This window comes from Hyalangium minutum (assembly GCF_000737315.1).
Lineage (GTDB): Bacteria > Myxococcota > Myxococcia > Myxococcales > Myxococcaceae > Hyalangium > Hyalangium minutum.
Genome location: NZ_JMCB01000003.1, coordinates 647,907 through 674,129, shown reverse-complemented (window position 1 = coordinate 674,129; position 26,223 = coordinate 647,907). Strand labels below are relative to the sequence as shown.

Genomic DNA, 26,223 nt, shown 5'->3' with positions numbered 1-26,223 from the left:
CGTTGGCGGTTCGGTCAGCCCCAGGGAGTGCGGCTACGTCCTTCCGCTCGTTGCGCGCACCGGGTCTCCTGCTATAAGGCACCCAATTAGGTGGTCCGGCCCCGTAGCTCAGTTGGATAGAGCGGTGGTTTCCTAAACCACAGGTCACAGGTTCGATTCCTGTCGGGGTCACTCTCTCCCTCCCGCAGCGCGGCCGATGCTCGCGAACCTCCACAACGCCGACATCCCGCGCCCGGTCCTCGACGTCCTCCGGCGCCTGCGCGAGCTGGGCTTCGCCGTCTTCCTCGTCGGTGGCTGCGTCCGTGACATGGTCCGCGGCGTCCCTCCCAAGGACTTCGACGTCACCACCAGCGCTCACCCGCACGAGGTCCAGGCGGCCTTCAAGAAGGTCATCCCCACTGGCATCCAGCACGGCACGGTGACGGTCGTCATCGGTGGCACCCACGTCGAGGTCACCACCTTCCGCAGCGAGGGCGACTATCACGACGGCCGCCGCCCCAGCACCGTCAAGTTCGAGAGCGACATCACCGAGGACCTCTCTCGCCGCGACTTCACCATCAACGCCATGGCCTACGATCCCATCAGCCGGGATCTCGTCGATCCGTTCGGTGGCCAAGCGGACCTGCAGGCCCATGTCATCCGCTGCGTGCGCGACCCGCACGAGCGCTTCTCCGAGGATGGCCTGCGCCCCATGCGCGCGGTGCGCTTCGCGACGGTGCTCGGCTTCATGCTCGAGCCCTCCACTCGCGCCGCCATTCCTCCCACGCTCCCAGTGTTCCGCAAGGTCGCCCTGGAGCGCGTGCGCGAGGAGTTCGTCAAGGTGCTCCTCTCGCCGCGCGCCGAGTCTGGCCTCGTGCTGCTGGCCGAGACGGGGCTGCTCGAGGTTTTCCTTCCCGAGCTGGCTCGCGCGGATGCCGAGGCCGCACGGCTCGCCCGTGCCGCCGCTCATGCCGTCCCAGCCGAGGCCGAGCTCCGGATGGCCGCCTTGCTGGCGGATCTCGTCACCGGCCCGCAGGCCCGGGAGCTCGGCATCCGCCTCAAGTTCCCCAATAAGGTCGCCGAGACGGTGGGGCTCCTCGTTGAGCATGCTGTCCTCGAGAAGCGCTTCAGCGACGGCGACCCAGCGCTCAGGCGCCTGCTTGCTCGAACGGGGCTCGGCCAGCTGGAGCCCTTGCTCGCGGTCGCTCGTGCCCGGGTGCAGGTCCGCTCACCCGAGCGGCTCCCCGAGTTCACTCAACTCCAGGAGCGGCTGCGTGCCCTCGCTGCCGCAAAGCCTCCTCTGACCACCAAGGACCTGGCCCTGACGGGCGGGGACATCATGGCCACGCTCGGCGTGGGTCCCTCGGCCATCGTTGGCGAGGCCACCCGGTTCCTCCTCGATACCGTGCTTGATGAGCCCTCCCTCAACCAGCCGGAGAAGCTGAAGGAGCTGCTGCGGACCTGGCAGGCAGGGAAGGGGCGCTGAGCCCACCCGGGAATCCTCCAGGGCGTTCTCTCCTTCCCGGAGAGGCTCAGGGGCGGTAAACCCTCCGTCCAGCCTCCCTCGGTGGGTGGGCTGCTCCTGTCTGGAAGCATTCGAATCTCCCGTCCGCGAGTCGCACCCGGACAGGCCGGTGTGTAGGAAGAAGGTCGTCATGCGAGTCGTCATTGCCATGAGCGGTGGGGTGGACTCCTCGGCCGCCGCCGCGCTCCTCAAGGAGCAGGGTCACGAGGTGATCGGCATCACGCTGCGGGTCTGGTCCTACGAGGGCAAGGCCCAGTGTGGCAGTTGCTGCAGCCCTGATGACATCGACGATGCGCGCGCTGTCGCCCAGACGCTCGGGATCCCCTTCTACGTGGCCAACGCCGAGGAGATCTTCAAGGACCGCGTCATCAACCCCTTCGTCCAGTCCTACCTCGGCGGCCGCACGCCCATCCCCTGCGTGGGCTGCAACCGGGACGTGAAGTTCAACTTCCTCCTCAAGCGGGCCCGTGCCCTCGGCGCCAAGCTCGCCACCGGCCACTACGCCCGTGTTGAGCAGGTGGACGACCGTCACGTCCTGCGCCGCGCCAAGGATCTCGCCAAGGACCAGAGCTACTTCCTCTTCACACTCGGCCAGAGCGAGTTGTGTGACGTCCTCTTCCCCGTGGGCGACATGACCAAGGCCGAGGTTCGCGCCGTCGCCGAGCGCCACCAGCTGCCCACGAGCCACAAGCCCGAGAGCATGGAGATCTGCTTCGTGCCGGACGGCGACTACGCGGGCTTTGTGGAGAAGGTCGCAGGCCCTCAGCCCTCCGGAGAGATCGTCGACCCCGAGGGCCAGGTGCTCGGCACCCACAACGGCATCCACCGCTTCACCGTGGGCCAGCGGCGCGGGCTCAACCTCGGTGGCGGCGAGGCTCGCTACGTCCAGCGCCTCGAGCCGGAGACGAACCGCGTGGTGGTGGGCCCGGCTGCCGGTACTGGGCGGGACTCGTTTGGGCTGCTACAGCCTCACTGGGTGGATGCGCCTCCGCCGTCGGACCAGACCGTCGAGGTCCGCATTCGCCACCGTCACGCAGGCGCGCCCGGCCGTGTGGAGATCTCCCCGCACGGGCTGGTCTCCGTGAAGCTCCAGGAGCCCGCGCGAGCGGTGACGCCCGGGCAGGCCGCAGTGGTCTACGATCGCGATCGCGTGCTCGGCGGTGGCTGGATCGTCTGACCGAGCAGGAGGTGGGCATGCCGCGGCACTCGGGTGTTCTCTGTTTCGCGGTGCTCGCCCTGGCCGGAGGCTGCCAGAAGGCGCCTCCCAAGTCTGTCGCGGGACTGCACGCCGCGGGCGCCCCGGTGCTGCGCGTCGTTGGCGAAGAGAAGCGCCCCATCGCCGTGGGTTCGCACCTGCGCTCGGATGAGCACATCATCGCCACGGGCCCCGCGCTCATCGAGTACTTCGGCGGTGGCATGCGCTTCCTCGATAGCGGCGACGAGCTCGACGTGGGTGAAGCGGATGAAGCCAAGCTGCTCGGGCCTAACATCCCCACACGGCGCTGGGCCAACGGCACCGTGCAGGAGATTCCTCCCGCGCAGCGGCTCGTGGCGGCGCGGTACACGAACGTCGAGTTCACTCCGCCCCAGGCCAATACCGAGCTCACCACGTCCGACTACTTCAAGGCCTTCTTCACTCCCAACGGGATGGACAAGCTCTCCTCGGGTCCCCGGCCAGATGGGCCGTCCAAGGACCTGCCTCCGCCGCCGTTCCGCCCCAAGGTGCCCTACATCCACGCGGGACCGCTCGGGGAGGGGGGCCCTGTCGTCACCGTTGACGATGGCTTCGCGGTGGCCGAGACCGATGACCTCACCACTGCGGTGCTGCTCGAGGATCGGCAGATCCCGCTGGGGCATACCCTTCGATTGATAGTCCCCAAAGGCTCCGAGCTGACGATCCGCTTCGCCAACGGACAGTCGCTGGAAGTGGAAGGCCCCACGGATCTGCGCCTGCGGTGAGCCCTCGGGGCCATGTCATCCCCGGGCTGTACCGTGGGGAGATCATGACCAAGAGCCAACTCATCGAGCGCATCGCGGAGAAGGCCCCTCATGTTCCGCTGCGGCGAATCGAGGCCATCGTCAACGCCGTCTTCGAGCGCATGACCCAGGCCCTCCAGGCCGGACAACGCATCGAGCTGCGCGGGTTCGGCTGCTTCACGGTCAAGGTCCGCCCCGCCCGCAGCTGCCGCAATCCCAAGACCGGAGCGTCCGTTTCCCTCCAGCAGCGCTCCACCGTGACCTTTGCCGCGGGCAAGGAACTGCGCGAGCGCCTCAACCGCGTCCGCGCACTGCCTCAGTCTCGGGCCAGAGAACCTGCCCACCTCCCACCTTCGCCGCACCCTCGGGAGCCGGGGCTTTCCTCGTACCACCTTGGCTCCGCAGGTGAGGTTGCTCCGCGAATTTGACCGACCCCAGGGTGGGGCGTACCTTCCAGAGCGTTGGCGCTACAGGCCGCAACACGGGCTGCGCCCGGCCAGATCGCCATCGCACGAGGAACGCCAAAGCCATGCGGGATGCTCATCGGATGAAGGAGAAGTTCGACGTCTCCCTCGACAATCGGCAGATCGTCAGCCTGTTGATCGCAGGGATTGTCGTGATGGGCGCCGTGTTCGTGCTCGGCGTCGTGGTCGGCAAGAAGCTCGCCGGCAACGCCGAGGCCTCCGCCGCGCCGGATCTGCTCTCTGCGCTCGACGCCAACGCCCAAGTGCTCCAGGAGGCCCAGCAGGAGCCTCCGCTGACCTTCCAGGACGAGCTCACGCGCAAGTCGTCCGCCGCTGCGGCCCCCGAGCCGAAGCCCGCCGCCAAGCCTCCTGCGGCCAAGCCCACGCCCGCGCCGGCCGCCGCCGCCGCTCCGGCTCCGGCCACGAAGCCCGCGCCGGCCGCCGCTGCGGAGAAGCCTGCCGAGAAGCCCGTCGAGAAGCCGGAGACCGCCTACAGCGCTGCCGACGAAGAGCTGGCCGCCCTGGCTGCTGCCAAGCGCCCCCAGGCTGCTGCGGAGAAGCCCGCGCCGGCCGCCACCCCCGCGCCCAAGCCCGCCTCCACCACGGCTTCGGCTCCCGTGGCCGCCCCCAAGCCCACCGCGGGTGCGGTGGCCGAGGAGACCGTGCCCACCCGTACCACCACTCCGGCCGGTGGTGGCCTGAAGGAGGCCATTGCTCGGGCCACCCAGCGCCCCACCGAGACCGCTCCCGGTGGCGCCTTCACGCTCCAGCTCTCCGCCTTCCAGACCCGGGAGGAGGCCGACCGCTTCGCCGGCCGGTTGCGCGACCGGGGCTATGCCCCGTATATCGTCACCGCCGAGGTTCCCAACAAGGGCACCTGGTACCGCGTCCGCATGGGGAGCTTCCCCAGCAAGGACGCGGCAACGCGGTACCTGACGGATTTCAAGCGAGAGACCCAGCTCGATGCGTTCGTGGCCGGTACGAACTAGCGAGGGCGGGCAAGGAAGAGCAGGAAGGAAATGACGGCGACGAGGCGGGTGGAGAAGCCCTGGGGCCATGAGCTGATCTGGGCTCACACCGAGCGCTACGTGGGCAAGCTCCTGCACGTGAAGCAGGGACACAAGCTCAGCCTGCAGTACCACAACAAGAAGGACGAGACGATCCACGTCCAGAGCGGCAAGCTGCTCCTCGTCGTCGACGAGGGACAGGGGCTCATCGAGAAGCAGATGAACCCCGGCGAGAGCTACCACATCAAGCCGCTCACCCATCACCGCATGGTGGCCCTCACCGACTGCGACATCCTCGAGGTCAGCACCCCCGAGCTCGATGACGTGGTCCGGCTCGAGGACGCCTACGGGCGCCAGGGCACCAGCAAGCCGTAGCGGGTGCAGGGCAGGGGAGGCCCACCGTTGGGGCCTCCTTCGGGCCTACTGGGAGTTGGGGTTCTTCGTCCAGCGATCCACGTTCCCGTCGCCGTCCAGGTCATCGCCGATGCGGTCCACCTGGCCGTTCTCCCAGTACTCCCAGTTGTCCACCCGGCCGTCGGCGTTGGTGTCGCGCTCCTTCCGGGTGAGCTTTCCCTTCTCGTAGTACAGCCACACGTCCACCTTGCCGTCGCCGCTCACGTCGCGCTCGGTGCGCACGTTCACGCCCTTCTCGTAGAACAGGACCGAGTCCACCTTCCCGTCGAAGTCCTGATCCATCGACTCGCGCACCTTCTCCTCGCGCTCGTCGAAGTACTGGGTGATGTCGACGCGGCCGTCCCCGTTGAAGTCGATCTCCTTGCGCACCTGGCGCTCCTGCTCCTGGCCGTCCGCGCCCTTGGCCATGACGTAGAACGTCCACACGTCCGGCTTGTTGTCGCGGTTGAGATCCAGCTCGCGCACCTTCTCTCCCGGTGCACGCTCAGGCCGGATGGGCTCCGCAGGACGGCTCGGATTTCCAATCGGCTCGGCCTCCGCCACGGGCCTCTTCCCGGCCTTGTCCCCAGAGCAGCCCACCAGCGCGGCTACCGCCCAGATGCCTACATAACCCCATGATTTCATTGGAGACCTGTCTGTGGGCATCACTTTCTTCACGCGCCACGACATTCCATATATTTTCACATATCGCCATGGCCCGAAAGAAGATCAGCACCACCATCTACATCACCCCCGAGCAGAACGAGCGCCTCAAGGCGCTGAACCAGAAGACCAAGGTGCCCGTGGCCGAGTACATCCGGCAGGGGATCGATCTGGTGCTGGACAAGTACAAGGCACAGCTGCCCGGACAGGCCACCTTCGACGAGCTCTCCTAGGCGGGCCAAGCGCATGCCACACATGCGAGGCAAGCGGGCGGTAGTGCTCGGTGGGGCGGGCTTCGTGGGCTCCCACCTGTGCGAGCGGCTGCTGGATGACGGCGCCGCCGTGGTGGCCGTGGACAACTTCCTGACGGGCGCCGAGGAGAACCTGCGCGGGCTGCGCGGCCGTCCCGGGTTCGAGTTCTTCAAGCAGGACATCGTCGAGGGTCTCTCGGTCGATGGGCTGGTGGACTTCGTCTTCAACCTGGCCTCTCCGGCCTCTCCGATCGACTACGCGCAGCTGCCGCTCGAGACGCTCCGGGTAGGCTCTATCGGCACGGAGCACGCGCTGCAGCTGGCCGAGGCCAAGGGCGCCGTGTTCCTCCAGGCCTCCACCTCCGAGGTGTACGGCGATCCGCTCGTGCACCCGCAGCACGAGGGCTACTACGGCAACGTCAACCCCATTGGCCCTCGTGCCGTGTACGACGAGGCCAAGCGCTACGCGGAGGCCATCACCTCCGCCTACGCCCGGGTGCGTGGCGTGAAGACGCGCATCGTTCGCATCTTCAACACCTATGGGCCGCGGATGCGCCTGAACGACGGCCGGGTGGTGCCGGCTTTCGTGAGCCAAGCCCTGCGAGGCCAGGACTTCACCGTCTTCGGGGATGGCAAGCAGACGCGCTCGTTCTGCTACGTGAAGGACCTGGTGGACGGGCTGGTGCGCCTGGCGCTCTCGGACGTGACGGATCCAGTGAACATCGGCAACCCCCGGGAGATGACCATCCTCCAGTTCGCCGAGGCCGTGCGGGCTGCCGCGGGTGGGGGAGGGAAGATTGTCTACCAGCCACTGCCCCAGAACGATCCCAAGCAGCGTCAACCGGACATTACCCGCGCGCGGACCCTGCTCGGCTGGGAGCCCCGCGTGCCCTTGGAAGAAGGTCTGCGGGAGACCATCTCCTACTTTCGCGCCGTTGCCAGCACCCACGGGGCTTCTTAAGTTGGCGGTACTTTTGAACTTTTTCGAGCCACGGGCGGTGGCGGGAGCTTCATCGTGAAAGTGCTGGTGACGGGAGGGGCGGGCTTCATCGGGTCGCACGTGTGCGATGCATTCCTGCGCGCGGGGCACGAGGTCATCGCCCTCGACAACCTGTCGAGCGGCAAGCGCGAGAACCTGGACCCTCGGGTCCGTCTGTCCGTCCGGGACATCCGCAGCCCCGAGGCTGCCGAGCTCATCCGCAACGAGCGGCCCCAGGTGATCTGCCACCTGGCCGCCCAGATGGATGTGCGCCGCAGCGTGGAGGACCCGCGCTTCGACGCCGATGCCAACATCCTGGGCATGCTCAACCTGCTGGAGGCTGCGCGCATCGCCGGCGTGAAGAAGGTCATCTTCAGCTCCACCGGCGGCGCCATCTACGGCGAGCAGGACGTCTTCCCCGCGCCGGAGAACCACGCGACGCGCCCGGTGTCGCCCTACGGCGTCTCCAAGGCCTCGGGCGAGCTCTACCTCGGCTACTACAAGGCCCAGTACGGCCTGCAGTACGTGGCGCTGCGCTACGCCAACGTCTACGGACCCCGGCAGAACCCGCACGGCGAGGCGGGCGTGGTGGCCATCTTCGCCCAGCGCCTGGTCGCCGGGCAGCCGTGCACCATCTTCGGAGACGGCGGGCAGACGCGGGACTTCGTCTTCGGGCCGGAGGTGGCTCGCGCCAACCTGCTGGCCTTCGAGAAGGACTACGTGGGCGCCGTGAACATCGGCACCGGCATCGAGACGGACATCAACCAGCTCTACGCGGGCCTGGCCGAGGCGGCTGGCTCCAAGGCGCAGGTGACGCACGCTCCGGGCAAGCCCGGCGAGCAGCGGCGCTCCTGCATCGACCCGTCGCTGGCCAAGAAAGTGCTCGGCTGGGAGCCGTCCGTGGGGCTCTCCGAGGGCCTGCGTAAGACTGTGGAGTTCTTCCGGTCCAAGGCGCGCGAGCCTGCCCGGGCGTCCGGGTAGTGCTCGGACGCATGGATTTTGGGTGGTTTCGGTGTTACTCAGGCGCGCTTTGACTTACAGCGCAGAGCGCACCCTTCCATGCCGGCCGAAAACGCCCATATCCGCAACTTCTGCATCATCGCCCACATCGACCATGGGAAGTCGACGCTGGCAGACCGTCTCCTCGAGAAGACCGGGACGCTGACCAAGCGTGAGGCCCAGGCCCAGTTCCTGGACAACATGGACATCGAGCGCGAACGGGGCATCACCATCAAGGCCCAGTCCGTTCGCATGAACTACAAGGCCAAGGACGGCCAGCAGTACGTCCTGAACCTGATCGACACCCCGGGACACGTGGACTTCGCCTACGAGGTCAGCCGCTCGCTGGCCGCCTGCGAGGGCGCCCTGCTCGTGGTGGACGCCAGCCAGGGCGTCGAGGCGCAGACGCTCGCCAACGTCTACATGGCGCTCGACCATGACCTGGAGATCATCCCGGTCATCAACAAGATCGACCTGCCGAGCGCGGACGTGGCGCGCACCCGGGAGGAGATCGAGGACGTGATCGGCATCGACGCGTCCGTGGCCGTGCCGACCTCCGCCAAGGAGGGCATCGGCATCGAGGACATCCTCGAGGCGGTGGTCAAGACCGTGCCGCCGCCCAAGGGCGAGCCGAACGCGCCGCTCAAGGCCCTCATCTTCGACAGCTGGTACGACAACTACCGCGGCGTCGTGACGCTGGTGCGCGTGCTCGAGGGCACGCTCAAGCTCAAGCAGAAGATCAAGATGTTCAGCAACAACAAGGTCTTCGAGGTGCAGGAGCTGGGCGTGTTCAGCCCCTTCTCCCGCCCCGTGCAGCAGTTGATGGCCGGCGAGGTGGGCGTCCTGGTGGCCAACGTCAAGGAGCTGCAGGACGCCAAGGTGGGTGACACCGTGACGGAGGAGGCGCGCCCCACGGACGCGCCCTTCCCGGGCTTCAAGGAAGTGAAGCCCATGGTGTTCAGCGGCATCTTCCCGGTGGACTCCGCGGACTACGAGAACCTGCGCGATGCGCTCGCCAAGCTCACGCTGAACGACTCGGCCTTCACCTACGAGCCGGAGTCTTCCACGGCGCTGGGCTTCGGGTTCCGTTGCGGCTACCTGGGCCTGCTCCACATGGAGATCGTCCAGGAGCGCCTGGAGCGCGAGTACAACCTCAACCTCATCACCACGGCGCCCTCCGTGGTGTACCGCATCACCACCAGCAAGGGTGAGGTGCTCCTCATCGACAACCCGGCCAAGCTGCCGCCGGTGCAGAACATCGCGAAGTTCGAGGAGCCCATCCTCACCTGCCACATCCACGTGCCCAATGATCACCTGGGCGCCATCCTCAAGCTGTGCCAGGACCGGCGCGGCGTGCAGAAGGACATGAAGTACCTGGGCTCCAGCGGCCAGCGCGTGCAGGTGACGTACGAGATGCCGCTGGCCGAGGTGGTGTTCGACTTCTTCGACAAGCTCAAGAGCGTGTCGCGCGGCTACGCCAGCCTCGACTACGAGCTGGCCGGCTACAACGAGGCGGATCTCGCCCGGCTGGACATCCTCATCAACGGTGAGCCGGTGGATGCCCTGAGCGTCATCGTCCACCGCGAGCGCGCCTACATCCGCGGCCGCGAGGTGTGCCAGAAGCTCAAGGAAGTCATTCCCAAGCAGATGTACGAGGTGGCCATCCAGGCGGCTATCGGCGCGAAGATCATCGCCCGTGAGACGATCTCCGCCATGCGGAAGAACGTGCTCGCCAAGTGCTACGGTGGTGACATCAGCCGGAAGCGCAAGCTGCTGGAGAAGCAGAAGGAGGGCAAGAAGCGCATGAAGTCCGTGGGCACGGTGGAGATCCCGCAGGAGGCCTTCCTCGCCGTCCTGAAGACGGAGGAGTAGCCGATGACCGCCGCCACCACGCCGGTGAAGCTCGCAGAGGCCCTGTCCGCCCGCCGGACGCCCGAGCAGCTGCGGGCCCGGCGCGTGCTCATGTGGCGGCAGCTCCTCACCAGCCTCTGGGCTCCGCTCACACTGGTGGGCCTGCTCTTCATCCCGTACCTGTTCGTCATCGAGAGCTCCCGCGCCGCCGCCTCGTGGGCCAAGCCGGCCATGCAGTTCTTCGGGGCGGCCATGTTCTTCTACTGGCTGGGGCTGCTGGGCTGGCGCCTGGCCTCCAAGCGCGAGCAGGCGCTGCGCAAGCTCCGCCACGAGGCCCGCGAGCTCTTCCACGAGGCCGAGCGCATCTTCCAGCGCCTCCCGGACAAGCTGCCCCCCAACGCCGCCGAGGGCCTCACCGAGCAGTCCATCCGCGTGGAGGACGCCTCCATCGCCGCGGACGTGCCCCGGCTGGAGAAGGAGGTCCGGGCGCTCGACAAGCTCCACGAGGACCTGTTTGGCGCCTACCGGAAGCAGTCCGGCTGGGAGACGGTCTCCGGCTTCGGCAAGGCGCTGGCCATCGCGCTGCTCATCCGCACCATCTTCATCGAGCCGTACCGGATTCCTTCCGGCTCCATGCTCCCCACGCTGGAGATCGGCGACCAGGTCTTCGTCAACAAGTTCGTCTACGGGGTGCGCATCCCGTTCATCAACAAGGTGCCGTTCCAGTTCATCCGGGCGCCCATGCGCGGGGATGTGATCGTCTTCAACAACCCCATCGAGACGGACAAGGACTTCATCAAGCGCGTGGTGGGCCTGCCGGGCGACAAGATCGAGGTCATCGACGAGGTGATCCACGTCAACGGCGTGCCGCAGCAGCGCCGGCTCGTCTCCAGCGACTTCATCGCGCGCAACCTGTCGCCGAGAGGCGAGTGGTACGACGATCCTTCCGCGCTGTACGAGGAGCAGCTCGGCGAAGTTGCCCACGCCGTGCTCCAGGATCCCAGCCACCCCCACGGCCACGTCACCGAGGGCCCCTTCGTCGTCCCCGAGGACCATGTCTTCGTGATGGGTGACAACCGGGACAACAGCTCGGACAGCCGCGTGGGCTTCGTGGGGATGGGCCACCCGCCCGCTTACGTGCCGTACGGGAACATCAAGGGCAAGGCGATGGTGGTGTGGTTGTCCCTGGGCTACGGCGGCCTGTTCAGTGGCTTCTTCGACGGTACGGGCCTGCGCCTGGATCGATTCTTCGAGCCGGTGCGTTGAAGCCTTCTGACACGCTTGACGCTCTGCGGTGGCGCTGCTAGGGCGCCACCCCGGTCTATGCGACACCTGCTCGGAATCGAAGGCTGGCGGCGGGAAGAGATCGAGACGCTGCTCGACCGGGCCGAGGCTCATCTTCCAAGGGGCTCGGCGAACGCCTCCGTCCTCCAGGGCAAGGTGGTGGCCAACCTCTTCTTCGAGGACTCCACCCGGACTCGCACCTCCTTCGAGATGGCCGCCAAGATGCTCGGCGCCCAGGTGCTCAACTGGACGGCAGCGGGCTCCTCGGTCTCCAAAGGTGAGACGCTGTTGGACACGGTGCGCAACATCGAGGCCACGGGCCCGGTGGCGCTCGTCATCCGGCACCGCTCCTCGGGCGCGCCTCACCTGGTCGCCAAGCACGTGCGCTGCGCCGTCATCAACGCCGGGGATGGCACCCACGAGCACCCCTCGCAGGCCCTGCTGGATGCCTTCACGCTGCGCAAGCACTGGGGGAAGCTGGACGGCCGCACCGTCCTCATCGTCGGGGACATCCTCCACAGCCGCGTGGCGCGCTCGAACATCCTGTGCCTCACGGCGCTGGGGGCTCGGGTGGTCGCGTGTGGCCCGCCCACGCTGCTGCCCGTGGGCCTGAAGGAGTTGGGCGCCGAGGTCACCACGAACCTGGACGCGGCGTTGCCCCAGGCGGATGCGGTGATGTGCCTGCGCCTCCAACTGGAGCGGCAGTCGGAGTCGTTCTTCCCCTCCACGCGCGAGTTCTCCCGCCTCTTCGGCCTCAACGTGGCCCGGAGCGAGAAGATGAAGTCCGGGGCGCTCGTCATGCACCCGGGACCCATCAACCGAGGCGTGGAGCTGGCGCCTGCGGTCGCCGATGGGGCCCGCAGCGTCATCCTGGAGCAGGTGGCGAACGGAGTGGCTGTGCGCCGCGCCATCCTGGAGGTGTGCTCGTGAGCGCCCCGATCCTCTTCAGCCGTGGCCGGGTCATCGATCCACGCAGCCAGGTGGACGGCGTGCGCGACGTGCTCCTCCGGGACGGCAAGGTGGCCGAGATCTCCGAGGCCCCCCTCCAGGTTCCGGGCGCCCAGGTGGTGGACGCGCGGGGGCGCTGGGTGCTCCCGGGCTTCATCGATCTGCACGTGCACCTGCGCGAGCCGGGCGAGGAAGGGAAGGAGACCATCCTCACCGGGAGCCGGTCGGCGGTGGCGGGCGGCTTCACCGCGGTGGTGGCCATGCCCAACACCAAGATCGTCAACGACAGCGCGCTCGTGACGGAGCTGGTGCTCTCTCGCGCCCGCGCGGCCAACCTCTGCCACGTGTACCCCGCGGGGGCCATCACCAAGGGCCTCAAGGGCGAGGAGCTCGCGGAGATGGGCGAGCTGATCTCCGCCGGCTGCGTCTGCATCACGGACGACGGACGCCCGGTGATGAGCGCCTCGCTGATGCGCCGCGCGCTCCAATACTCCACGCTGTTCGACATCCCCGTCATGGTCCACGAGGAGGACCTCACGCTGTCTGGCAAGGGCGCGATGACGGAGGGGCCCACGGCGACGCGGCTCGGGCTGGCGCCCATCCCGTCCTCGGCCGAGATCGTCATGGTGGCGCGGGACTTGGTGCTGCTCGAGGAGACGGGCGGGCGGCTGCACATCGCCCACATCTCCTGCGAGGGCAGCGTCCGCCTGGTGCGCGAGGCCAAGAAGCGGGGCCTGAAGGTCACCGCCGAGGCCACGCCGCACCACTTCACGCTCGATGACACCGCCGTGGGCTCGTATGACACCCACGCCAAGATGAACCCGCCACTGCGCCTGCGCCGCGACGTGGAGGCCCTGCGTGAGGCCCTGGCGGACGGCACCATCGACGCCATCGCCACGGACCATGCGCCGCACGGCATCCTCGACAAGCAGGTGGAGTTCGAGAAGGGGATCAACGGCGTGGTGGGCCTGGAGACGGCGCTGGGATTGACGTTGGCGCTGGTGCACGATGGCGTGCTCAGCCCGCTCAAGGCGGTGGAGCTGCTGACGGACGGCCCGGCGAGAGCGTTCGGGCTGCCGGGCGGTCACCTGGGGGCTGGTGCTCCGGCGGACGTCACGCTCGTCGACCCGGAGGTGGAGTGGGCGGTAGACGCGGAGCGGTTCTTCTCCAAGAGCCGGAATACGCCCTTCAATGGCCGCCTGCTCAAGGGGCGCGTGACCCAGACGTGGGTGAGCGGCAGGCTCGTTTTCTCGGACGGTCAGATCAAGGAGTCCCGGTGATGAAGCGAGCCGTGCTCGCGTTGGCGGATGGCACCACCTTCGAGGGGCGCGCGTTTGGCGCCACCGGTGAGAGGGTGGGCGAAGTGGTCTTCAACACGTCCATGTTCGGCTACCAGGAGATCCTCACGGATCCCTCGTACGTCGGGCAGATCGTCACCATGGCCTATCCGGAGATGGGCAACGTGGGCGCGACGCCGCAGGACGAAGAGTCCGTGCACCCGCACGCGGTGGGCATGGTGGTGCGCTCGTACACGGAGATCCCCTCGAACTGGCGCGCCAAGGAGACGCTGAACGCGTACCTCGCCCGCCACGGCGTCGCGGGCATCCAGGGCCTGGACACCCGGCGGCTCGTGCGCCACCTGCGCACGCACGGCGCGCAGATGGGCGTCATCTCCAGCGAGAACCACTCCACCGCGGCCCTCGTGGAGCGCGCCAAGACCGCGCCCGGCATGGAGGGCATGGACCTGGCCACGGGCGTCTCCACGAAGCAGCCGTACTCCTTCACCACACCGTCCCCGGACGTGTTCAGCAACTCGCCGCGTCCCGCGCCGGAGTTCCGCTTCGACGTGGTGGCCTACGACTACGGCCTCAAGCGCTCCATGCTGGAGTTCCTCGTGGACGAGGGGTGCCGCGTCACGGTGGTGCCCTCCACAACCACGGCCGAGGAGGTGCTCGCGCGCAAGCCGCACGGCGTCTTCCTGGCCAATGGCCCCGGCGATCCGGCGGCGGTCACGGGCGCGGACAAGACGGTGGCCAAGCTGCTCGGCAAGGTGCCCGTGTTTGGCATCTGCCTGGGGCACCAGATCCTCGCTCTCTCGCTGGGCGGCCGGACGTACAAGATGAAGTTCGGCCACCGGGGTGCCAACCAGCCGGTGAAAGACCTGACCACCGGGAAGGTGGAGATCACCGCGCAGAACCACGGCTTCGCTGTGGACGATGCCAGCCTGAAGGGCAGGGCGGTGGTGACCCACATCAACCTGAATGATGGAACGGTGGAGGGGCTCTCCATCCCGGATGCCCGGGCTTTCAGTGTTCAGTATCACCCGGAGTCTTCCCCCGGTCCGCACGATGCCCGCTATCTGTTCAAGCGTTTCGCGCGGCTGATGGCGGAGTAGGATCTTCGCGCGCCATGGACGCCCCTTCCGCTTCACCTCTGTCGTATCAGCCGTACCTGGACGAGCTCATCGCCTTCGGGAGCCAGGAGCCGCGCAAGGCGGACCTCTTGGAGGCCAAGGCCGAGTACTTCCGCCTCACGGGCGAGGTGTTCGAGGACGACAAGATCTTCGAGCTCCGGATGGCCTCGTTCCTGGACTACTACCTGTACGATCGTGTCTCGCCTCTCACGGGGAAGACGCCGGCCACCGAGCTGTACGAGCAGCGGCTGCAGAGCGCGGCCCCCGAGGAGGGCAACGCCTTCCGCAGCTTCACGGAGACGGTGCACGGGCTGTTCGAGGTGCGCAAGCTGGGCAAGGGCGTCATCCGCCTGCGCGAGCTGTTCTCCGGCAAGGACTTTGACGTCACCGAGCGCCGCAACATCGCCGGTCTGGAGACGGGGGATGTCATCGAGGCGCGGCTCATCCCGTTCGGCGGGCACCTGCTGTTCTCGGCGGCGTTCTGCTACCACCCGCGCGTGGCGGTGAAGGCCATCAAGGCCGAAGTGAAACGGCGCAAGAAGAAGGAGCCGGATCGGCCCGCCAAGGAGCTGGTCTGGGACTGCGCCATGCGCGCGCTCAAGGTGGAGCGCTACCGGCAGGTCGCCGTCGAGAAGCTGTACGACTTCCAGAACAAGACCCTGTGAAAGACAAAGACAAGGACGAGGCGCCGACCGTCATCGACTTGTCTGACCGCCGGCAGACGCCGAAGGAGCTGCCCGCCTTCGCGCCACCCGAGCCGGATCCGGAGCACCTGCGGCTCCGGGAGGAATTCTGGGCCACGATGAGCCCCCTGGCCGAGGGGCTCCAGGAAGTGCAAGGCACGCTGCTGGGGCTACTCATTCAGCTCGCGCTGCCGGAGCTGGATCGGCTTCCGCTGCGCACCATCCGCGAGGATCTCCGAGGCGTTCAGGGGATGCCCGAGGAACTGCTGCAGGCGTATGAGGCGGGGCTCGGGAGCTACCCGGCGCGCCTGCGGGAGGCGGAGTGGATGAAGGAGCACGCCTATCCGCTCGCGCATGACTACTTCCGGTACGGCGTGCAGGACTCCCAGCCGAAGGACATGGGCGTGTTGGTGGAGCGCCGGGTGTATCTGCTCGTGGATGGCCGCATGGTGCTCGTGCACGTGTCCGGCATCTGGAAGCAGCAGTCCAGCTCCGCCTGGGACACGCTGACGACGCCCATCTCCGCGGAGTTCATCGAGCCCGTGCAGGCGGTTCACCACTTCCCGTTCAACCAGTTCGTGTGGCAGCTGCGCGACCTGCTGTGGGACGAGTCCCTCGCGGTTCGTGAACCGGAGCCGGAGCTCGCGAAGCGGCGAGCGCGCTTTCTGGCCGTGGTGGGCAAGCTCTCTGGGGCCACGGCGGAGTACATCGAGCGGATTCGCCGTGCGGGTGTCACGCCAGCCTGAGCGTGTGAGGCTTCACCTGTACGGGAGCACCCTTCATCGTGATGGGGCCCTGGCTGGCTGGGCGCGCGGCCAACCTGTCTGACAAGTAGACCGGTTCGCTGCGCGCTCAGGGGAACAGGCGGCGCCAGTAGCTGTACGGCGTCGCTGCGGGCCGGGGGAGGAGCGGGGCGGGGTGGGTGAGGGTGCCTTCACGGACCTCGCCCTCCTGCCAGACAGGTTCCGAGGCAGGGTCGAAGGTCCCGCTGGAGCCGCCCACCACGGAGCGCACCAGCGGGACGCCGTACTCGCGGGAGCGGGCCACGGCCATCGCTAAGGTCATGCGGTGCATGAGCGCGCTCCGGAACCAGCTCTCGTTGCCGGCGTTGAGCAACACCATCGGCTGGGAGCCGGGCTGGATGAGTTCGGTGAAGGCGGCCTCGTAGCAGAGCAGGGGGTGCAGGCTCACGCCGTCGGCTTCCACCGCGGGCTGCGGCTGGGGCCACGCGGTCACGTCGGTCTTGAGGGTGTTGACGCCGAGCACTCGGAACAGCCGGCGGAAGGGCTCGCCGGGCAGGTACTCCGAGAATGGGACGAGCTTCTGCTTGTAGTAGAGGGGCCTGCCTCCCGGGAGTTCGACGAGGGCGTTGTAGCGCCCTGAGGGGGCCGCGAGCAGTGCCCCCGCGAAGATGCGTCCCCCTGGCAGACCCAAGGCCGCGCTGAGCGGGGCCAGGGTGGCTTCGCCGTCACGGATGACGGACTCGGGCCAGAAGGTCCAATCCGCCCGGAGCTGCTGCGTGGCCATCACGTAGCGCGAGAGCAGCTCGAGGTTGTCCTGGGGGCTGTCCTTCACCTCGGGAGGATCGATGCTGATGATGGCGGCTTGGACCCTCCGGGAAGCCGGGCCGGGGGGAGGGCTGACGGGGAACAGGGGGGCAAGGCAGAGCACCACACCCGTGGCCAGTGCATGCGAAAGGGCGCTCGGGGCCTGGTTCCAGAGCCCCACGCACGCGGCGAGGTGGAGCAGGAGCAGTCCCACGCCCCACGCTCCCAGCAGGGCCAGCCAGTTTCCCAGAGGCCCGAAGGCCAGCCAGTAGCCGTGGTGCAGCCAGGGAAAGCCGAGCCACACGTCATGGACGAGCGCTTGTGCCAGCAGCAGCCCTGGTGCGAGGAGGAACATCCAGCGCCGAGGCACGCGGCGCCTCATGAGCACCGCTCCGAGCCCCCAGAGCCCGTAAGGCAGCGCGATCAGCACCAGGAACCCACCCACCACGATGGCCCCAACGATGCGCTCTTCGAGCGTCAGCACATAGAGCACATCGGTAAGCCAATAGAGGCTGCTGGCTGCCAGGAGCAGGCCGAACACGGAGCCGGTGAGCAGCCCCGCGCGTGGCGTTTCGCTGTGGCCGAGCGCTCGGAAGTAGCAGGCAAAGCCGCCCACGAGGCCCAGCACGTTGGCCGGGAAGACGAGGATCAGGTGCGCTGACGCGCCCACCAGCAAGGCGCCGCCCCCTGCCCACAGGCAGCTCCGTCCCAGCCCTCCGAGCCTCGGCAGCGCCATCCGTGGGGGCTCAGCAGCCGGGCTTCACCCGGATCCAGCGGCCGTAATGGTCCGAGTGGGTATACGACGGCCACTTCCGCACGCTCGTGTCGATCGACTTCCAGCCCGGCGCCCAGCCGCTGTACGAGATGGAGGCTGGCGAGCAGGAGCCGAACGCGGCGGCCTTGCCGACCATCAGCGTGTCAAAGTCCCCCTTGGCGCCCGAAGCCATGCCGTTGTTGCCCGTATCGGCCGTGGAGCCGGGCCAGTTGGACTGGAAGCCCGCGGTCTCATATCCGCCCAGGGCCGCACCGCCGGTGGCGTATTCATACGGCTCGAAGAAGCTGCTCTGTGCGGAGGCCTGGAGAAGCAGCTGGTAGCCCTTGGAGTAGCTGAGGGCGCTCGTGAAGTCCGCGTTGAAGTCGCCCCCGAAGAGGATGAGCGCGGGCGGGTAGCTGGCTCGGTTGGCATTCACGCGATCGCGGATGAAGGCCAGCGACTGCTTCATGTTGGAGATGCGCGAGGCGTCGGAGGTGGAGTCCCCGTCCAGGTGGCTGTTGTTGCCGTACGTGAAGTGGGTGTTGAAGACGTAGTAGTAGCGGCCCTCCTTGGCGAAGATCGCGCCCCAGATGCCTTTCTCCTTGTGCACGTCCACGCCGTTCACCGTGGTGAAGGGCTGGAGCGTCAGTTCCTTCACGAGCGTCGTGCCCGTCTTGTAGAACATCACCAGCCCGCTGCAGTCGTTCTCGATCGCACCCTCGCCCGAGTCGTCGCAGTAGTAGTTGGCCGGCGTCAGCATCTTGTAGCCGCGCGCGGTCAGATCCGCCTTGGGGCCGTCCTCGATGATGTCGTCGTAATCCCAGGCCTCCTGGTAGAGGACGACGTCGGCGCACTTCGTCACCTTGCCGAGGCTCTGCTCCATCTCGTCTCCGAAGTCGGTGACGAATGGGACGTTGTGGAAGATGTTGTACGAGGCCACCGAGAAGTACCCGGTGTCGCTGCACGTCTCGTTGAGCTGCCAGGAGCGTGTGATCGAGGGATTGAAGTAGTCCACCTCGCTGGCGGCGTCGAACCACTCCTTGGGATGGCTCGAGTAGTAGGCGTCGAACGCGGGCGTGCCCTCGGCCCAGGCCGGGCCGGCGAGCAGCAGCGTGAGCGCAGCGGGCAGTACACCCCTGCGCCACTCGATCTTGTGGGACTCCATGGGCGAACTCCTTCGTGACGGCGATGCGGGTTATTGCAGGCGGTACTTCTCGAAGAGCTGCTGGTCGATCTCGGCCATCCGCTGGCGGCGCTGCTCCGGGCCCAGCCCCGCGCGAGCCAGTTGCTCCAGCAGGGCATCGCGCTCCTGGTTGAAGGCGTGCAGCCGCTCGCTCCGGTCTTGTTGCTCCTGTTGATTCGCCAGGTAGCGCTCGGCGGTCTCAGGCCCCGCGTAGCGCGCCAGCACCGCCTGCCGCTGCTCGGGGCCGAGCGGGCCTGCAGCCTCCTGGAGCCGCAGCGCGTGCTTCGCCAGTTCCAGGGGCTCCACGACGGACGCCAGCCGCACGCCGGACTCGCGCTCGATGCGCTGGAGCGTCTCTTCGTAGGCGGCGAGCTTTTGCTCGGCGGAGGTCTTGGGATCGTGGAGCAGGTCTTCCACCTGGAAGGGCAGACGAAGCACCTCGTCCGCGAGCCCGAACAGGCGCCGATCCAGGTCCGCTCCAACGATGCCGCGCCGTGCCTCGCGGAAGCGCTCGAAGGCAGCGCGGAAGGCCTCGTCGCGGGCCGTGGAGGGATCCGCCACCACGAGCCGCTCATAGGCCTCGTCGACCTGCGTCAGGAGCTCCCAGAACCGGGCCTCAGAGACATTCGAGGAAAGGGCCAGCCGCTCCTTCACGGCCGCGAACAGCAGTTCCCGGCACAGGCCCGCCGCGTCCACGGCAAGCGCCTGGGCATGGCGCTGTACGAGCCCACAGCGCCGCTCCAGGAGGCTCTTCAGGATGCGGCCTGGAGCGAGGGCAAAGTCTCCATGCGAGGCAGAGCGCTCGTAGGCCTGTCCCAGCGTCTGCCGGGCCTTCGCCATCAGGAACTGGGCCTTGAGCTGCGACGCCTCGGGAGCTGAACCACTCTGGGGCGCGCCAGGGTCCGAACGGGCGTGCCAGGGCGCGTCCGGAGGCGGCACCGACACTCCCGGAGCCACGATGGGAGCCGTGTCCTCTGCAGCCGGGGCGGCCCGAGGCGCAAGCGCGCGCCAGGCCACCAGGCCCACGAGGGCGATCCCCACCAGGATTCCCGGCGTTCTCAAGAAGGCTCCTCCCAGGCCATGGATCAGCCTTCCAAGTATCGCCTCTTTAACCTGGAAGTTGCGTTTTACTGGGAGTGAGAGCGCGCTTCAAGGGCCCGCGGGCGAGCGCTTGGAGCGGGGGCTTCAGATGCGGTGCACGGACATCATGTTGGTGCTGCCCGGCTCGTTGAGCGGCACGCCCGCCACGATGACCACGGGCGAGCCCACCTTGCACAGCCCTTGGTCACGGCACAGCCGGCGGACCTGCTTGAGCATCGCGTCCGTGCTCTGCAGCCGGCCCACCTGGAGCCCCTTCACGCCCCAGTACAGCGCCATCCGGTTCACCGTGTCCGCGTTGGGCGTCAGGCCGATGATCTGCGCCCGAGGCCGGAACTCGGAGATCAGGCGCGCGGTGTGGCCCCGCTCCGTATAGGTGACGATCGTGTCGATGCCCAGTTGCTCGGCCGCCGCCACCGCCGCCGCCGCCACGCCGGTGGACAGGTCATCCTTGCGCTCGACCAGCGAGGGGCGCAGGCCGCCTGAGACGACTCCTCGCTCCGTTTCTTCGACAATCCTCGCCATGGTGGCCGCTGCGTCGATGGGATAGCGGCCCGCCGCCGTCTCGCCCGAGAGCATCACCGCGTCCGCTCCGTCCAGGATGGCGTTGGCCACGTCGGACACCTCGGCGCGCGTAGGCCGGGAGTTGGACACCATGCTCTCCAGCATCTCCGTGGCCACGATGACCAGACCGCCCATCCGGTTCACCTCGGCCACCGCGCGCTTCTGGATGCCCGGCAGCTGCTCCAGCGGCATCTCCACGCCCAGGTCTCCGCGGGCGATCATCACCCCATCCGCCACCGCGGCGATGGCCTCCAGGTCCTCCACCGCCTGGGGCTTCTCGATCTTCGCAATCAAGGGCGTCTTCAGCTTGGACACGTGCTCGCGCGCCTTGCGGATGTCGTCCGCCGAGCGCACGAAGGACAGTGCCACGTAGTCCACGCCGAGCTCCTGGCCGAACGCCAGATCCACCGCGTCCTTCTCCGTAATGGTGGGCACCGAGATCGCCGCGCCCGGCAGGTTGAGGCCCTTGTGGTCCTTCAGGAGTCCCCCCACCTCCACCTTGGCGGTGACATCCCGGCCCGCGACCCGCAGCACTCGGAGTCGCACCCGGCCGTCGTCCAGGAGGATGACGTGCCCGCGCTCCACGTCCTTCGGCAGCGAGCGCACCGGCGTGGGGATGACCGTCCCCGCTCCCAGGACGGCGCGCGTGGTCACCGTCACGGTTTGGCCTTCCTTCACCACGAGCTGGCCGCCCTCGAACTTACCGAGCCGGATCTTGGGGCCCTGCACGTCCTGCAGGATGGCCACGGGAATTCCCAGTTTCCGGGACACCTTGCGGATGGTGTTCACCCGGCGGCGGTGATCGTCCTGCGTCCCGTGGGAGAAGTTGAGGCGCGCCACGTTCATACCGGCGCGGATGAGGCCCTCGATGACTTCCGGGGAGTTTGAAGCGGGGCCCAGGGTGCAGATGATTTTCGCCTTGCGCATGGGCAAGGCATCCTAGGCGGGGGGTAGCCCCCTTGACAGCTGAGATCGCGGAAGGCGAATGTTCACCTCGCGCGGGCGCCGGAGCCGTACCCGGCCCTCGTGTCTTTGCACCCTCAGCTTGTCTCGAGGAAAGTGAAAGCCCGGCTTCCCTGGGAGGGGGGGCCGGGCTTTCCAGTGTCACACCCTCGCGCAAGGGGTGGCTAGAGGCTGATCTCCTTGTGCCTGACCTGGGGCGCCACCGGCAGCTCCTCGACGGGCTCCTCGGAGCTCCCGCTGCCGCCCACGCCGGGGGACTGCTCGTGCAGCTCCTGGATGTCCTCGCGGCTGATGCCCGCCTGCGTCAGGACCTTGCGCGTCACGCGGATGCGGGCGTTGCCGTCCAGGGCCATGGCGATGGAGTCCGCCGGGCGGGCGTCCAGCTCCAGGTTCTTCTTGCCCTGCTGGATGAAGACGCGGCCGGTGTAGATGTCGCCGCGCAGGTCATCGATGCGGACCTCGGTGACGGAGGCGCCCAACTTGGACACCACGTCATCCAGCAGATCCTGGGCGAGCGGCTGAGGCGGCTCGAGGTGAGCCAGGCGGAAGGCGATGGCCACGGCCGCCGCCTCGTCCACGAAGACCGGGAGGACAATGGTCCCGTCCTGGGTGGTGAGCACCACGGCGTGGGTCTGAGCCTCGTCCAGCGGGACGACGTCGCGGACCACGAGCTCGACGAGTTCCTTGCAAGCTGCCGGGTCCGCGCCCGCTTCCGTGACGCAGGGCTCCGGCTTGGGCCCCGAGGGCGATGCGGCGAACGCTGGCGGCGCCGAGAGGGTGGGAAGGAAAAGCAGACCCACCAGCGCCAGCACGACGGCGGAGAGCGGGGCGAGAAAGAGGCTGGCGCGATTGGGTGTTTTCACACTCCAAACGTACGCACCCCCTCTGAGTACGCGAGGCCCTCGGGTGATTCCAGCCGCTCTACGGCCCCGTTGGAAGCTGGCTGGGCAGGAGGGCAGTCAGGCAGGCGGCGCAGTCAGCGCTCGTCCTCATCCTCGTCGTCGTAGTCCTCGTCGTCGTCGGCATCCTCGTCTTCGTCTTCGTCCTCGTCGAAGTCGAGCTCGTCGTCGTCCTCGGACTCCTCGTCGTCATCCTCCTCGTCCTCCTCCTCGAGCTCATCCTCCAGATCCTCGGACTCGAGCGTCATGCTGACCGCGAACTTCTTGCCCAGCACGGCGATCTGGGCGCGCATCTCCGTGAGCGCCGCGACGAAGTCTTCGGAGATGTTGGCGGGGGCTTTCGCTTCGCAGTGGGGGCAGACCAGCTTCTCGGTCCCCTCGATGAGATCCTGCGCGTCCAGCTCGAAGCTCGCCTCGCACTTCTGACAGGTGAAGTCGATGCTCATGGTCGTTGCGCGGAATACATAGCCGCCTAGTCGCCTGTCAACGACGGAGACGCCCGGGCGCGTTCTGGCGGCACCGGGGACAGATGTCCTCCCCGGGTGGGTTTCTTGTAGCCTCCTGCCTCCATGGAACAGCCCACGACGTTGGTTCATGTGCTCCACCAGCAGGCCACGCGGTACGAGCATCGCCCGGCGCTCTGGAAGCGGCGAGGCAAGACGTACGTCCCCACCTCCTGGCGCGAGTACGCCCAGCGCGTCACCCGCTTCGCTCTGGGCCTGCACGCCCTGGGGTTCCAGGCCAAGGGCGTGCTGGCCATCCAGAGCTTCAACCGCGAGGAGTGGCTGGTGTCGGATCTGGCCGCCATGGCGCTCGGGGGCGTGCCGCTGGGCATCTACACCACGAGCAGCGCGGAGCAGATCGAGTACATCCTCGGCCACAGCGAGGCGGAGTTCTTCCTGGTGGAGAACGCCAAGTACCTGGCCACCGCGCTGAAGGTGCGCGAGCGGCTGCCCAAGCTGCGCCACATCATCGTCATGGACGCGCCGGACGAGCTGCCCCCGGGCGTGCTGCGGTACACGGACGTGCTGGAGAAGGGCACGGGCGCGGACGAGGGCCCCTACTGGGAGCGCGTCAACGCACTGGAGAAGAACGGGCTGGCGACCCTCATCTACACCTCGGGGACGACGGGAAACCCCAAGGGGGTGATGCTGAGCCACCACAACCTCGTGTGGACGACGGAGAAGCTCATCCAGGCGGCACGGTTCGGCAAGGAGTCCAAGCGGATGCTGTCGTACCTGCCGCTCTCGCACATCGCCGAGCAGGTGCTCTCCATCTACGGCCCGCTGATGCTGGGCGCGCAGGTGTTCTTCGCGGACTCGATCGACTCGGTGCCGCAGAACCTGAAGGAGGTGCGGCCCACCTTCTTCTTCGGCGTGCCCCGCGTGTGGGAGAAGTTCAAGGCGAAGGCGGAGGAGGGGTTCCGCGCGCAGCCGCCGCTGCGGCAGAAGGTGCTGGCCTGGGCGCGCGGCGTGGCCACGCAGTACCACACGCTGGCACTGCGCCACGAGAAGGTGCCCCTGCCGCTGGAGGCCCAGTACCAGCTGGCCCGCAAGCTGGTGTTCGCGCCGTTGCATGAGCGCATCGGCTTCGATCAGGTGGAGTTCTTCTCCGTGGGTGCGGCGCCCATTGCCCGGACTGTGTTGGACTTCTTCGCCTCCATCGACATCATCATCCGCGAGGTGTGGGGCATGTCCGAGGTGACGGGCCCCGGGACGCTCAACACGCACGAGGCCACGCGGCTGGGCTCGGTGGGCCGGCCCCTGGTGGGCATGGAGATCCGCATCGCGGAGGACGGGGAGCTGCTCCTGCGCGGTGGCAACACGTGCATGGGCTACTTCAAGGAGGCCGCCGCCACCGCGGAGTTGCTGCAGGACGGGTGGCTCCACACGGGAGACGTGGCGGTGCTGGACGGCGAGGGCTTCGCGCACATCACCGGCCGCAAGAAGGAGATCATCGTCACCTCGGGCGGCAAGAAGACGGCGCCCGCCAACATCGAGCAGCTGCTCAAGGGCGTGGCTCCGGTGAGCCAGGCGGTCGTCATCGGCGAGCGGCGCAACTACCTCGTGGCGCTGCTGACGGTGGACGCGGAGAAGCTGAAGGCCGTGGCCCAGGCCCAGAGCTGGCCGGAGGAGCCGGGTGCACTGGTCCGGGATCCGCGCCTGCGCCAGTACCTGGAGCAGGCCATCGAGCGCGAGGTGAACCCGCAGCTGGCCCGCTTCGAGACGATCAAGCGCATCGCCATCCTCCCGGAGGACTTCTCCATCGATGGAGGCGAGATGACGCCCACGCTCAAAGTCCGCCGCAGCGCCGTGGAAAAGAAGCACGCCGCCCTCATCGAGTCCCTCTACGCCGAGGGCGCCCACTCCGAGGCCAAGGCGGGCTGAGGCGAGCCGGCCCCGGGAAAGCAAAAGGGGCGGGGGACCGAAGTCCCTCGCCCCTTCGTGCTTCAGGCCGTGGCCTGGATTACTTGGCGGCGCGCTTCTCCATGGGGACGTACTCGCGGCGCGAGGAGCCCGTGTAGACCTGGCGAGGACGGGCGATCTTCTGCTCCGGATCCTTCACCATCTCCTCCCACTGGGCGCACCAGCCGACCGTGCGGGGAATCGCGAAGAGCACCGGGAACATCTCCACCGGGAAGCCCATCGCCTCGTAGATGAGGCCCGAGTAGAAGTCGACGTTCGGGTACAGCTTGCGCTTCACGAAGTACTCGTCCTGGAGGGCGATGCGCTCGAGCTCCACGGCGATGTCCAGCAGCGGGTTCTTGCCCGTCACCTCGAACACCTCGTCCGCCACGCGCTTGATGACCTTGGCGCGCGGATCGTACGACTTGTAGACGCGGTGGCCGAAGCCCATCAGCTTCTTCTCGCCCTCGCCGCTCTTCACCGCCTTGATGAAGTCGGGGATCTTCGAGACGTGGCCGATCTCGCGCAGCATGCGCAGCACGGCCTCGTTGGCGCCGCCGTGCAGCGGGCCGTACAGGGCGCCGATGCCCGCGCTCACCGCCGAGTACGGATCCACCTCGGACGAGCCCACCGTGCGCACCGACGTGGTGGAGCAGTTCTGCTCGTGGTCGGCGTGGAGGATGAAGAGCAGATCCAGCGCGCGCTCCAGCACCGGGTGCACCTTGTAGGTGGCCGTGCCGATGCGGCGGATCATCGCCAGGAAGTTGGCGACGTAGGACAGCTCGTTGTCCGGGTAGATGTACGGCAGGCCCATGCTGTGCCGGAACGAGAAGGCCGCGATGGTCGGCATCTTGGCGATGAGCCGGGTGATCTGGATGCGGCGGCTCTTCTCATCCTTGGTGTGCTTGGCGTCCGGGTAGAAGCCGGAGAGCGCGGCCACCGTGGAGGCCAGCATGGACATCGGGTGCGCGTCGTAGCGGAACCCGTCCATGAACGTCTTGATGTTCTCGTGAACGTACGTGTGGTGCGTCACGAGGTGGATGAACTGCTCGAGCTCCTTCGGCGTGGGCAGCTCGCCGTTGAGCAGCAGGTAGGCGACCTCGAGGAAGGAGGACTTCTCGGCCAGCTGCTCGATGGGGTAGCCGCGGTACTCGAGGATGCCCTTGTCGCCATCGATGAAGGTAATTGCGCTCCTACAGTTCGCCGTGTTCAGGAACGCCGGGTCGTACCCCATCAGACCGAAGTCTTCTTCGTTAACCTTGATCTGGCGCAGCGCGTGGGTGCGAATCGTTCCGTTCTCGATCGGGACTTCGTACGTCTTCCCGGTTCGGTTGTCCGTGATCGTCAGCGTGTCCTTGGGCATGGGCGGGAGAATTCACAGGGAGCAGAGTGCT

At 67.6% G+C, this 26,223-nt stretch carries 25 protein-coding genes and 1 tRNA gene; 18 read left to right on the top strand and 8 right to left on the bottom strand.

Going from position 1 to position 26,223, the window contains the following annotated elements; translation table 11 throughout:
• The first annotated feature begins 97 nt into the window (after positions 1-97).
• The 7 genes from DB31_RS09295 (at position 98) to DB31_RS09265 (ending at position 5,327) form a co-directional block, all read left to right on the top strand.
• Positions 98-171: transfer RNA gene (locus DB31_RS09295), tRNA-Arg, on the top strand.
• Between the two features lie 25 nt (positions 172-196).
• Complete coding sequence (locus DB31_RS09290) at positions 197-1,465, top strand: CCA tRNA nucleotidyltransferase (protein ID WP_044185415.1); 1,269 nt, start codon at positions 197-199, stop codon at positions 1,463-1,465.
• A gap of 169 nt (positions 1,466-1,634) precedes the next feature.
• Entirely contained in the window at positions 1,635-2,681 is a 1,047-nt protein-coding gene (gene mnmA, locus DB31_RS09285; RefSeq protein WP_044185412.1) for a tRNA 2-thiouridine(34) synthase MnmA, read from the top strand.
• 17 nt (positions 2,682-2,698) lie between these two features.
• A complete protein-coding gene (locus DB31_RS09280) occupies positions 2,699-3,463 on the top strand; it encodes a hypothetical protein (protein ID WP_044185409.1) in 765 nt (254 codons plus the stop codon).
• Between the two features lie 44 nt (positions 3,464-3,507).
• A complete protein-coding gene (locus DB31_RS09275; RefSeq protein WP_063769196.1) occupies positions 3,508-3,909 on the top strand; it encodes an integration host factor subunit beta in 402 nt (133 codons plus the stop codon).
• A gap of 101 nt (positions 3,910-4,010) precedes the next feature.
• Positions 4,011-4,934 (top strand): SPOR domain-containing protein, encoded by a 924-nt coding sequence (locus tag DB31_RS09270; protein ID WP_044185406.1) that lies wholly within the window; start codon positions 4,011-4,013, stop codon positions 4,932-4,934.
• Between the two features lie 30 nt (positions 4,935-4,964).
• A complete protein-coding gene (locus DB31_RS09265) occupies positions 4,965-5,327 on the top strand; it encodes a cupin domain-containing protein (RefSeq protein WP_044185403.1) in 363 nt (120 codons plus the stop codon).
• A 45-nt stretch (positions 5,328-5,372) separates the two neighbouring features.
• Here the strand turns inward: DB31_RS09265 and DB31_RS09260 are convergent, their stop codons facing one another.
• Positions 5,373-5,990, bottom strand: coding sequence for a hypothetical protein (locus DB31_RS09260; protein WP_044185400.1), 618 nt, complete (start codon positions 5,988-5,990; stop codon positions 5,373-5,375).
• 68 nt (positions 5,991-6,058) lie between these two features.
• Here DB31_RS09260 and DB31_RS09255 point away from each other — a divergent pair, with 68 nt between their 5' ends.
• From DB31_RS09255 to DB31_RS09210, 10 genes are all read left to right on the top strand, one after another.
• A complete protein-coding gene (locus tag DB31_RS09255) occupies positions 6,059-6,241 on the top strand; it encodes a ribbon-helix-helix domain-containing protein (protein WP_044185397.1) in 183 nt (60 codons plus the stop codon).
• A gap of 22 nt (positions 6,242-6,263) precedes the next feature.
• Positions 6,264-7,220 (top strand): UDP-glucuronic acid decarboxylase family protein, encoded by a 957-nt coding sequence (locus tag DB31_RS09250; RefSeq protein WP_044185394.1) that lies wholly within the window; start codon positions 6,264-6,266, stop codon positions 7,218-7,220.
• A gap of 54 nt (positions 7,221-7,274) precedes the next feature.
• On the top strand, positions 7,275-8,219 hold the full coding sequence (locus tag DB31_RS09245) for an NAD-dependent epimerase/dehydratase family protein (protein WP_044185391.1): 945 nt from the start codon (positions 7,275-7,277) through the stop codon (positions 8,217-8,219).
• A 78-nt stretch (positions 8,220-8,297) separates the two neighbouring features.
• The gene (gene lepA, locus DB31_RS09240) at positions 8,298-10,109 is read left to right on the top strand and encodes a translation elongation factor 4 (RefSeq protein WP_044185388.1); all 1,812 of its coding nucleotides are present in this window, start codon (positions 8,298-8,300) and stop codon (positions 10,107-10,109) included.
• 3 nt (positions 10,110-10,112) lie between these two features.
• Positions 10,113-11,354 carry a signal peptidase I gene (gene lepB / locus DB31_RS09235; RefSeq protein ID WP_044185385.1) on the top strand — a complete coding sequence of 414 codons (1,242 nt, stop codon included), beginning with the start codon at positions 10,113-10,115 and terminating at the stop codon, positions 11,352-11,354.
• Positions 11,355-11,411: 57 nt separating this feature from the next.
• Complete coding sequence (locus DB31_RS09230; RefSeq protein ID WP_044185382.1) at positions 11,412-12,302, top strand: aspartate carbamoyltransferase catalytic subunit; 891 nt, start codon at positions 11,412-11,414, stop codon at positions 12,300-12,302.
• Positions 12,299-13,600: a dihydroorotase gene (locus DB31_RS09225; RefSeq protein ID WP_044186170.1), complete on the top strand. Its 1,302-nt coding sequence runs from the start codon at positions 12,299-12,301 to the stop codon at positions 13,598-13,600. The genes DB31_RS09230 and DB31_RS09225 overlap by 4 nt, the downstream gene beginning before the upstream one ends.
• Complete coding sequence (gene carA / locus DB31_RS09220; protein WP_044185379.1) at positions 13,600-14,715, top strand: glutamine-hydrolyzing carbamoyl-phosphate synthase small subunit; 1,116 nt, start codon at positions 13,600-13,602, stop codon at positions 14,713-14,715. Before DB31_RS09225 ends, carA begins: the two co-directional genes overlap by 1 nt.
• A 14-nt stretch (positions 14,716-14,729) precedes the next feature.
• A complete protein-coding gene (locus DB31_RS09215) occupies positions 14,730-15,398 on the top strand; it encodes a DUF7986 domain-containing protein (protein ID WP_044185377.1) in 669 nt (222 codons plus the stop codon).
• Positions 15,395-16,162, top strand: a complete 768-nt coding sequence (locus tag DB31_RS09210; protein WP_044185374.1) for a hypothetical protein — start codon at positions 15,395-15,397, stop codon at positions 16,160-16,162. The genes DB31_RS09215 and DB31_RS09210 overlap by 4 nt, the downstream gene beginning before the upstream one ends.
• Positions 16,163-16,268: 106 nt before the next feature.
• Here the strand turns inward: DB31_RS09210 and lnt are convergent, their stop codons facing one another.
• The 6 genes from lnt to DB31_RS49900 form a co-directional block, all read right to left on the bottom strand.
• Positions 16,269-17,699 (bottom strand): apolipoprotein N-acyltransferase, encoded by a 1,431-nt coding sequence (lnt, locus tag DB31_RS09205; protein WP_240486600.1) that lies wholly within the window; start codon positions 17,697-17,699, stop codon positions 16,269-16,271.
• 10 nt (positions 17,700-17,709) lie between these two features.
• A complete protein-coding gene (locus DB31_RS09200) occupies positions 17,710-18,882 on the bottom strand; it encodes an endonuclease/exonuclease/phosphatase family protein (protein ID WP_044185371.1) in 1,173 nt (390 codons plus the stop codon).
• Positions 18,883-18,912: 30 nt separating this feature from the next.
• Positions 18,913-19,962 carry a lipase secretion chaperone gene (locus DB31_RS09195; protein WP_157231888.1) on the bottom strand — a complete coding sequence of 350 codons (1,050 nt, stop codon included), beginning with the start codon at positions 19,960-19,962 and terminating at the stop codon, positions 18,913-18,915.
• A 123-nt stretch (positions 19,963-20,085) separates the two neighbouring features.
• On the bottom strand, positions 20,086-21,489 hold the full coding sequence (gene pyk / locus DB31_RS09190) for a pyruvate kinase (RefSeq protein ID WP_044185368.1): 1,404 nt from the start codon (positions 21,487-21,489) through the stop codon (positions 20,086-20,088).
• Between the two features lie 200 nt (positions 21,490-21,689).
• Complete coding sequence (locus DB31_RS09185) at positions 21,690-22,388, bottom strand: bifunctional nuclease family protein (protein ID WP_052419825.1); 699 nt, start codon at positions 22,386-22,388, stop codon at positions 21,690-21,692.
• 113 nt (positions 22,389-22,501) lie between these two features.
• Entirely contained in the window at positions 22,502-22,870 is a 369-nt protein-coding gene (locus tag DB31_RS49900; protein WP_044185366.1) for a hypothetical protein, read from the bottom strand.
• Between the two features lie 123 nt (positions 22,871-22,993).
• Between DB31_RS49900 and DB31_RS09175 the strand changes: the two genes are divergently transcribed.
• Positions 22,994-24,811, top strand: coding sequence for an AMP-dependent synthetase/ligase (locus DB31_RS09175; RefSeq protein ID WP_205628483.1), 1,818 nt, complete (start codon positions 22,994-22,996; stop codon positions 24,809-24,811).
• 79 nt (positions 24,812-24,890) lie between these two features.
• On the opposite strand, the gene DB31_RS09170 is transcribed toward DB31_RS09175, so the two are convergent.
• The gene (locus DB31_RS09170; protein WP_044185363.1) at positions 24,891-26,192 is read right to left on the bottom strand and encodes a citrate synthase; all 1,302 of its coding nucleotides are present in this window, start codon (positions 26,190-26,192) and stop codon (positions 24,891-24,893) included.
• Positions 26,193-26,223: the final 31 nt, after the last annotated feature.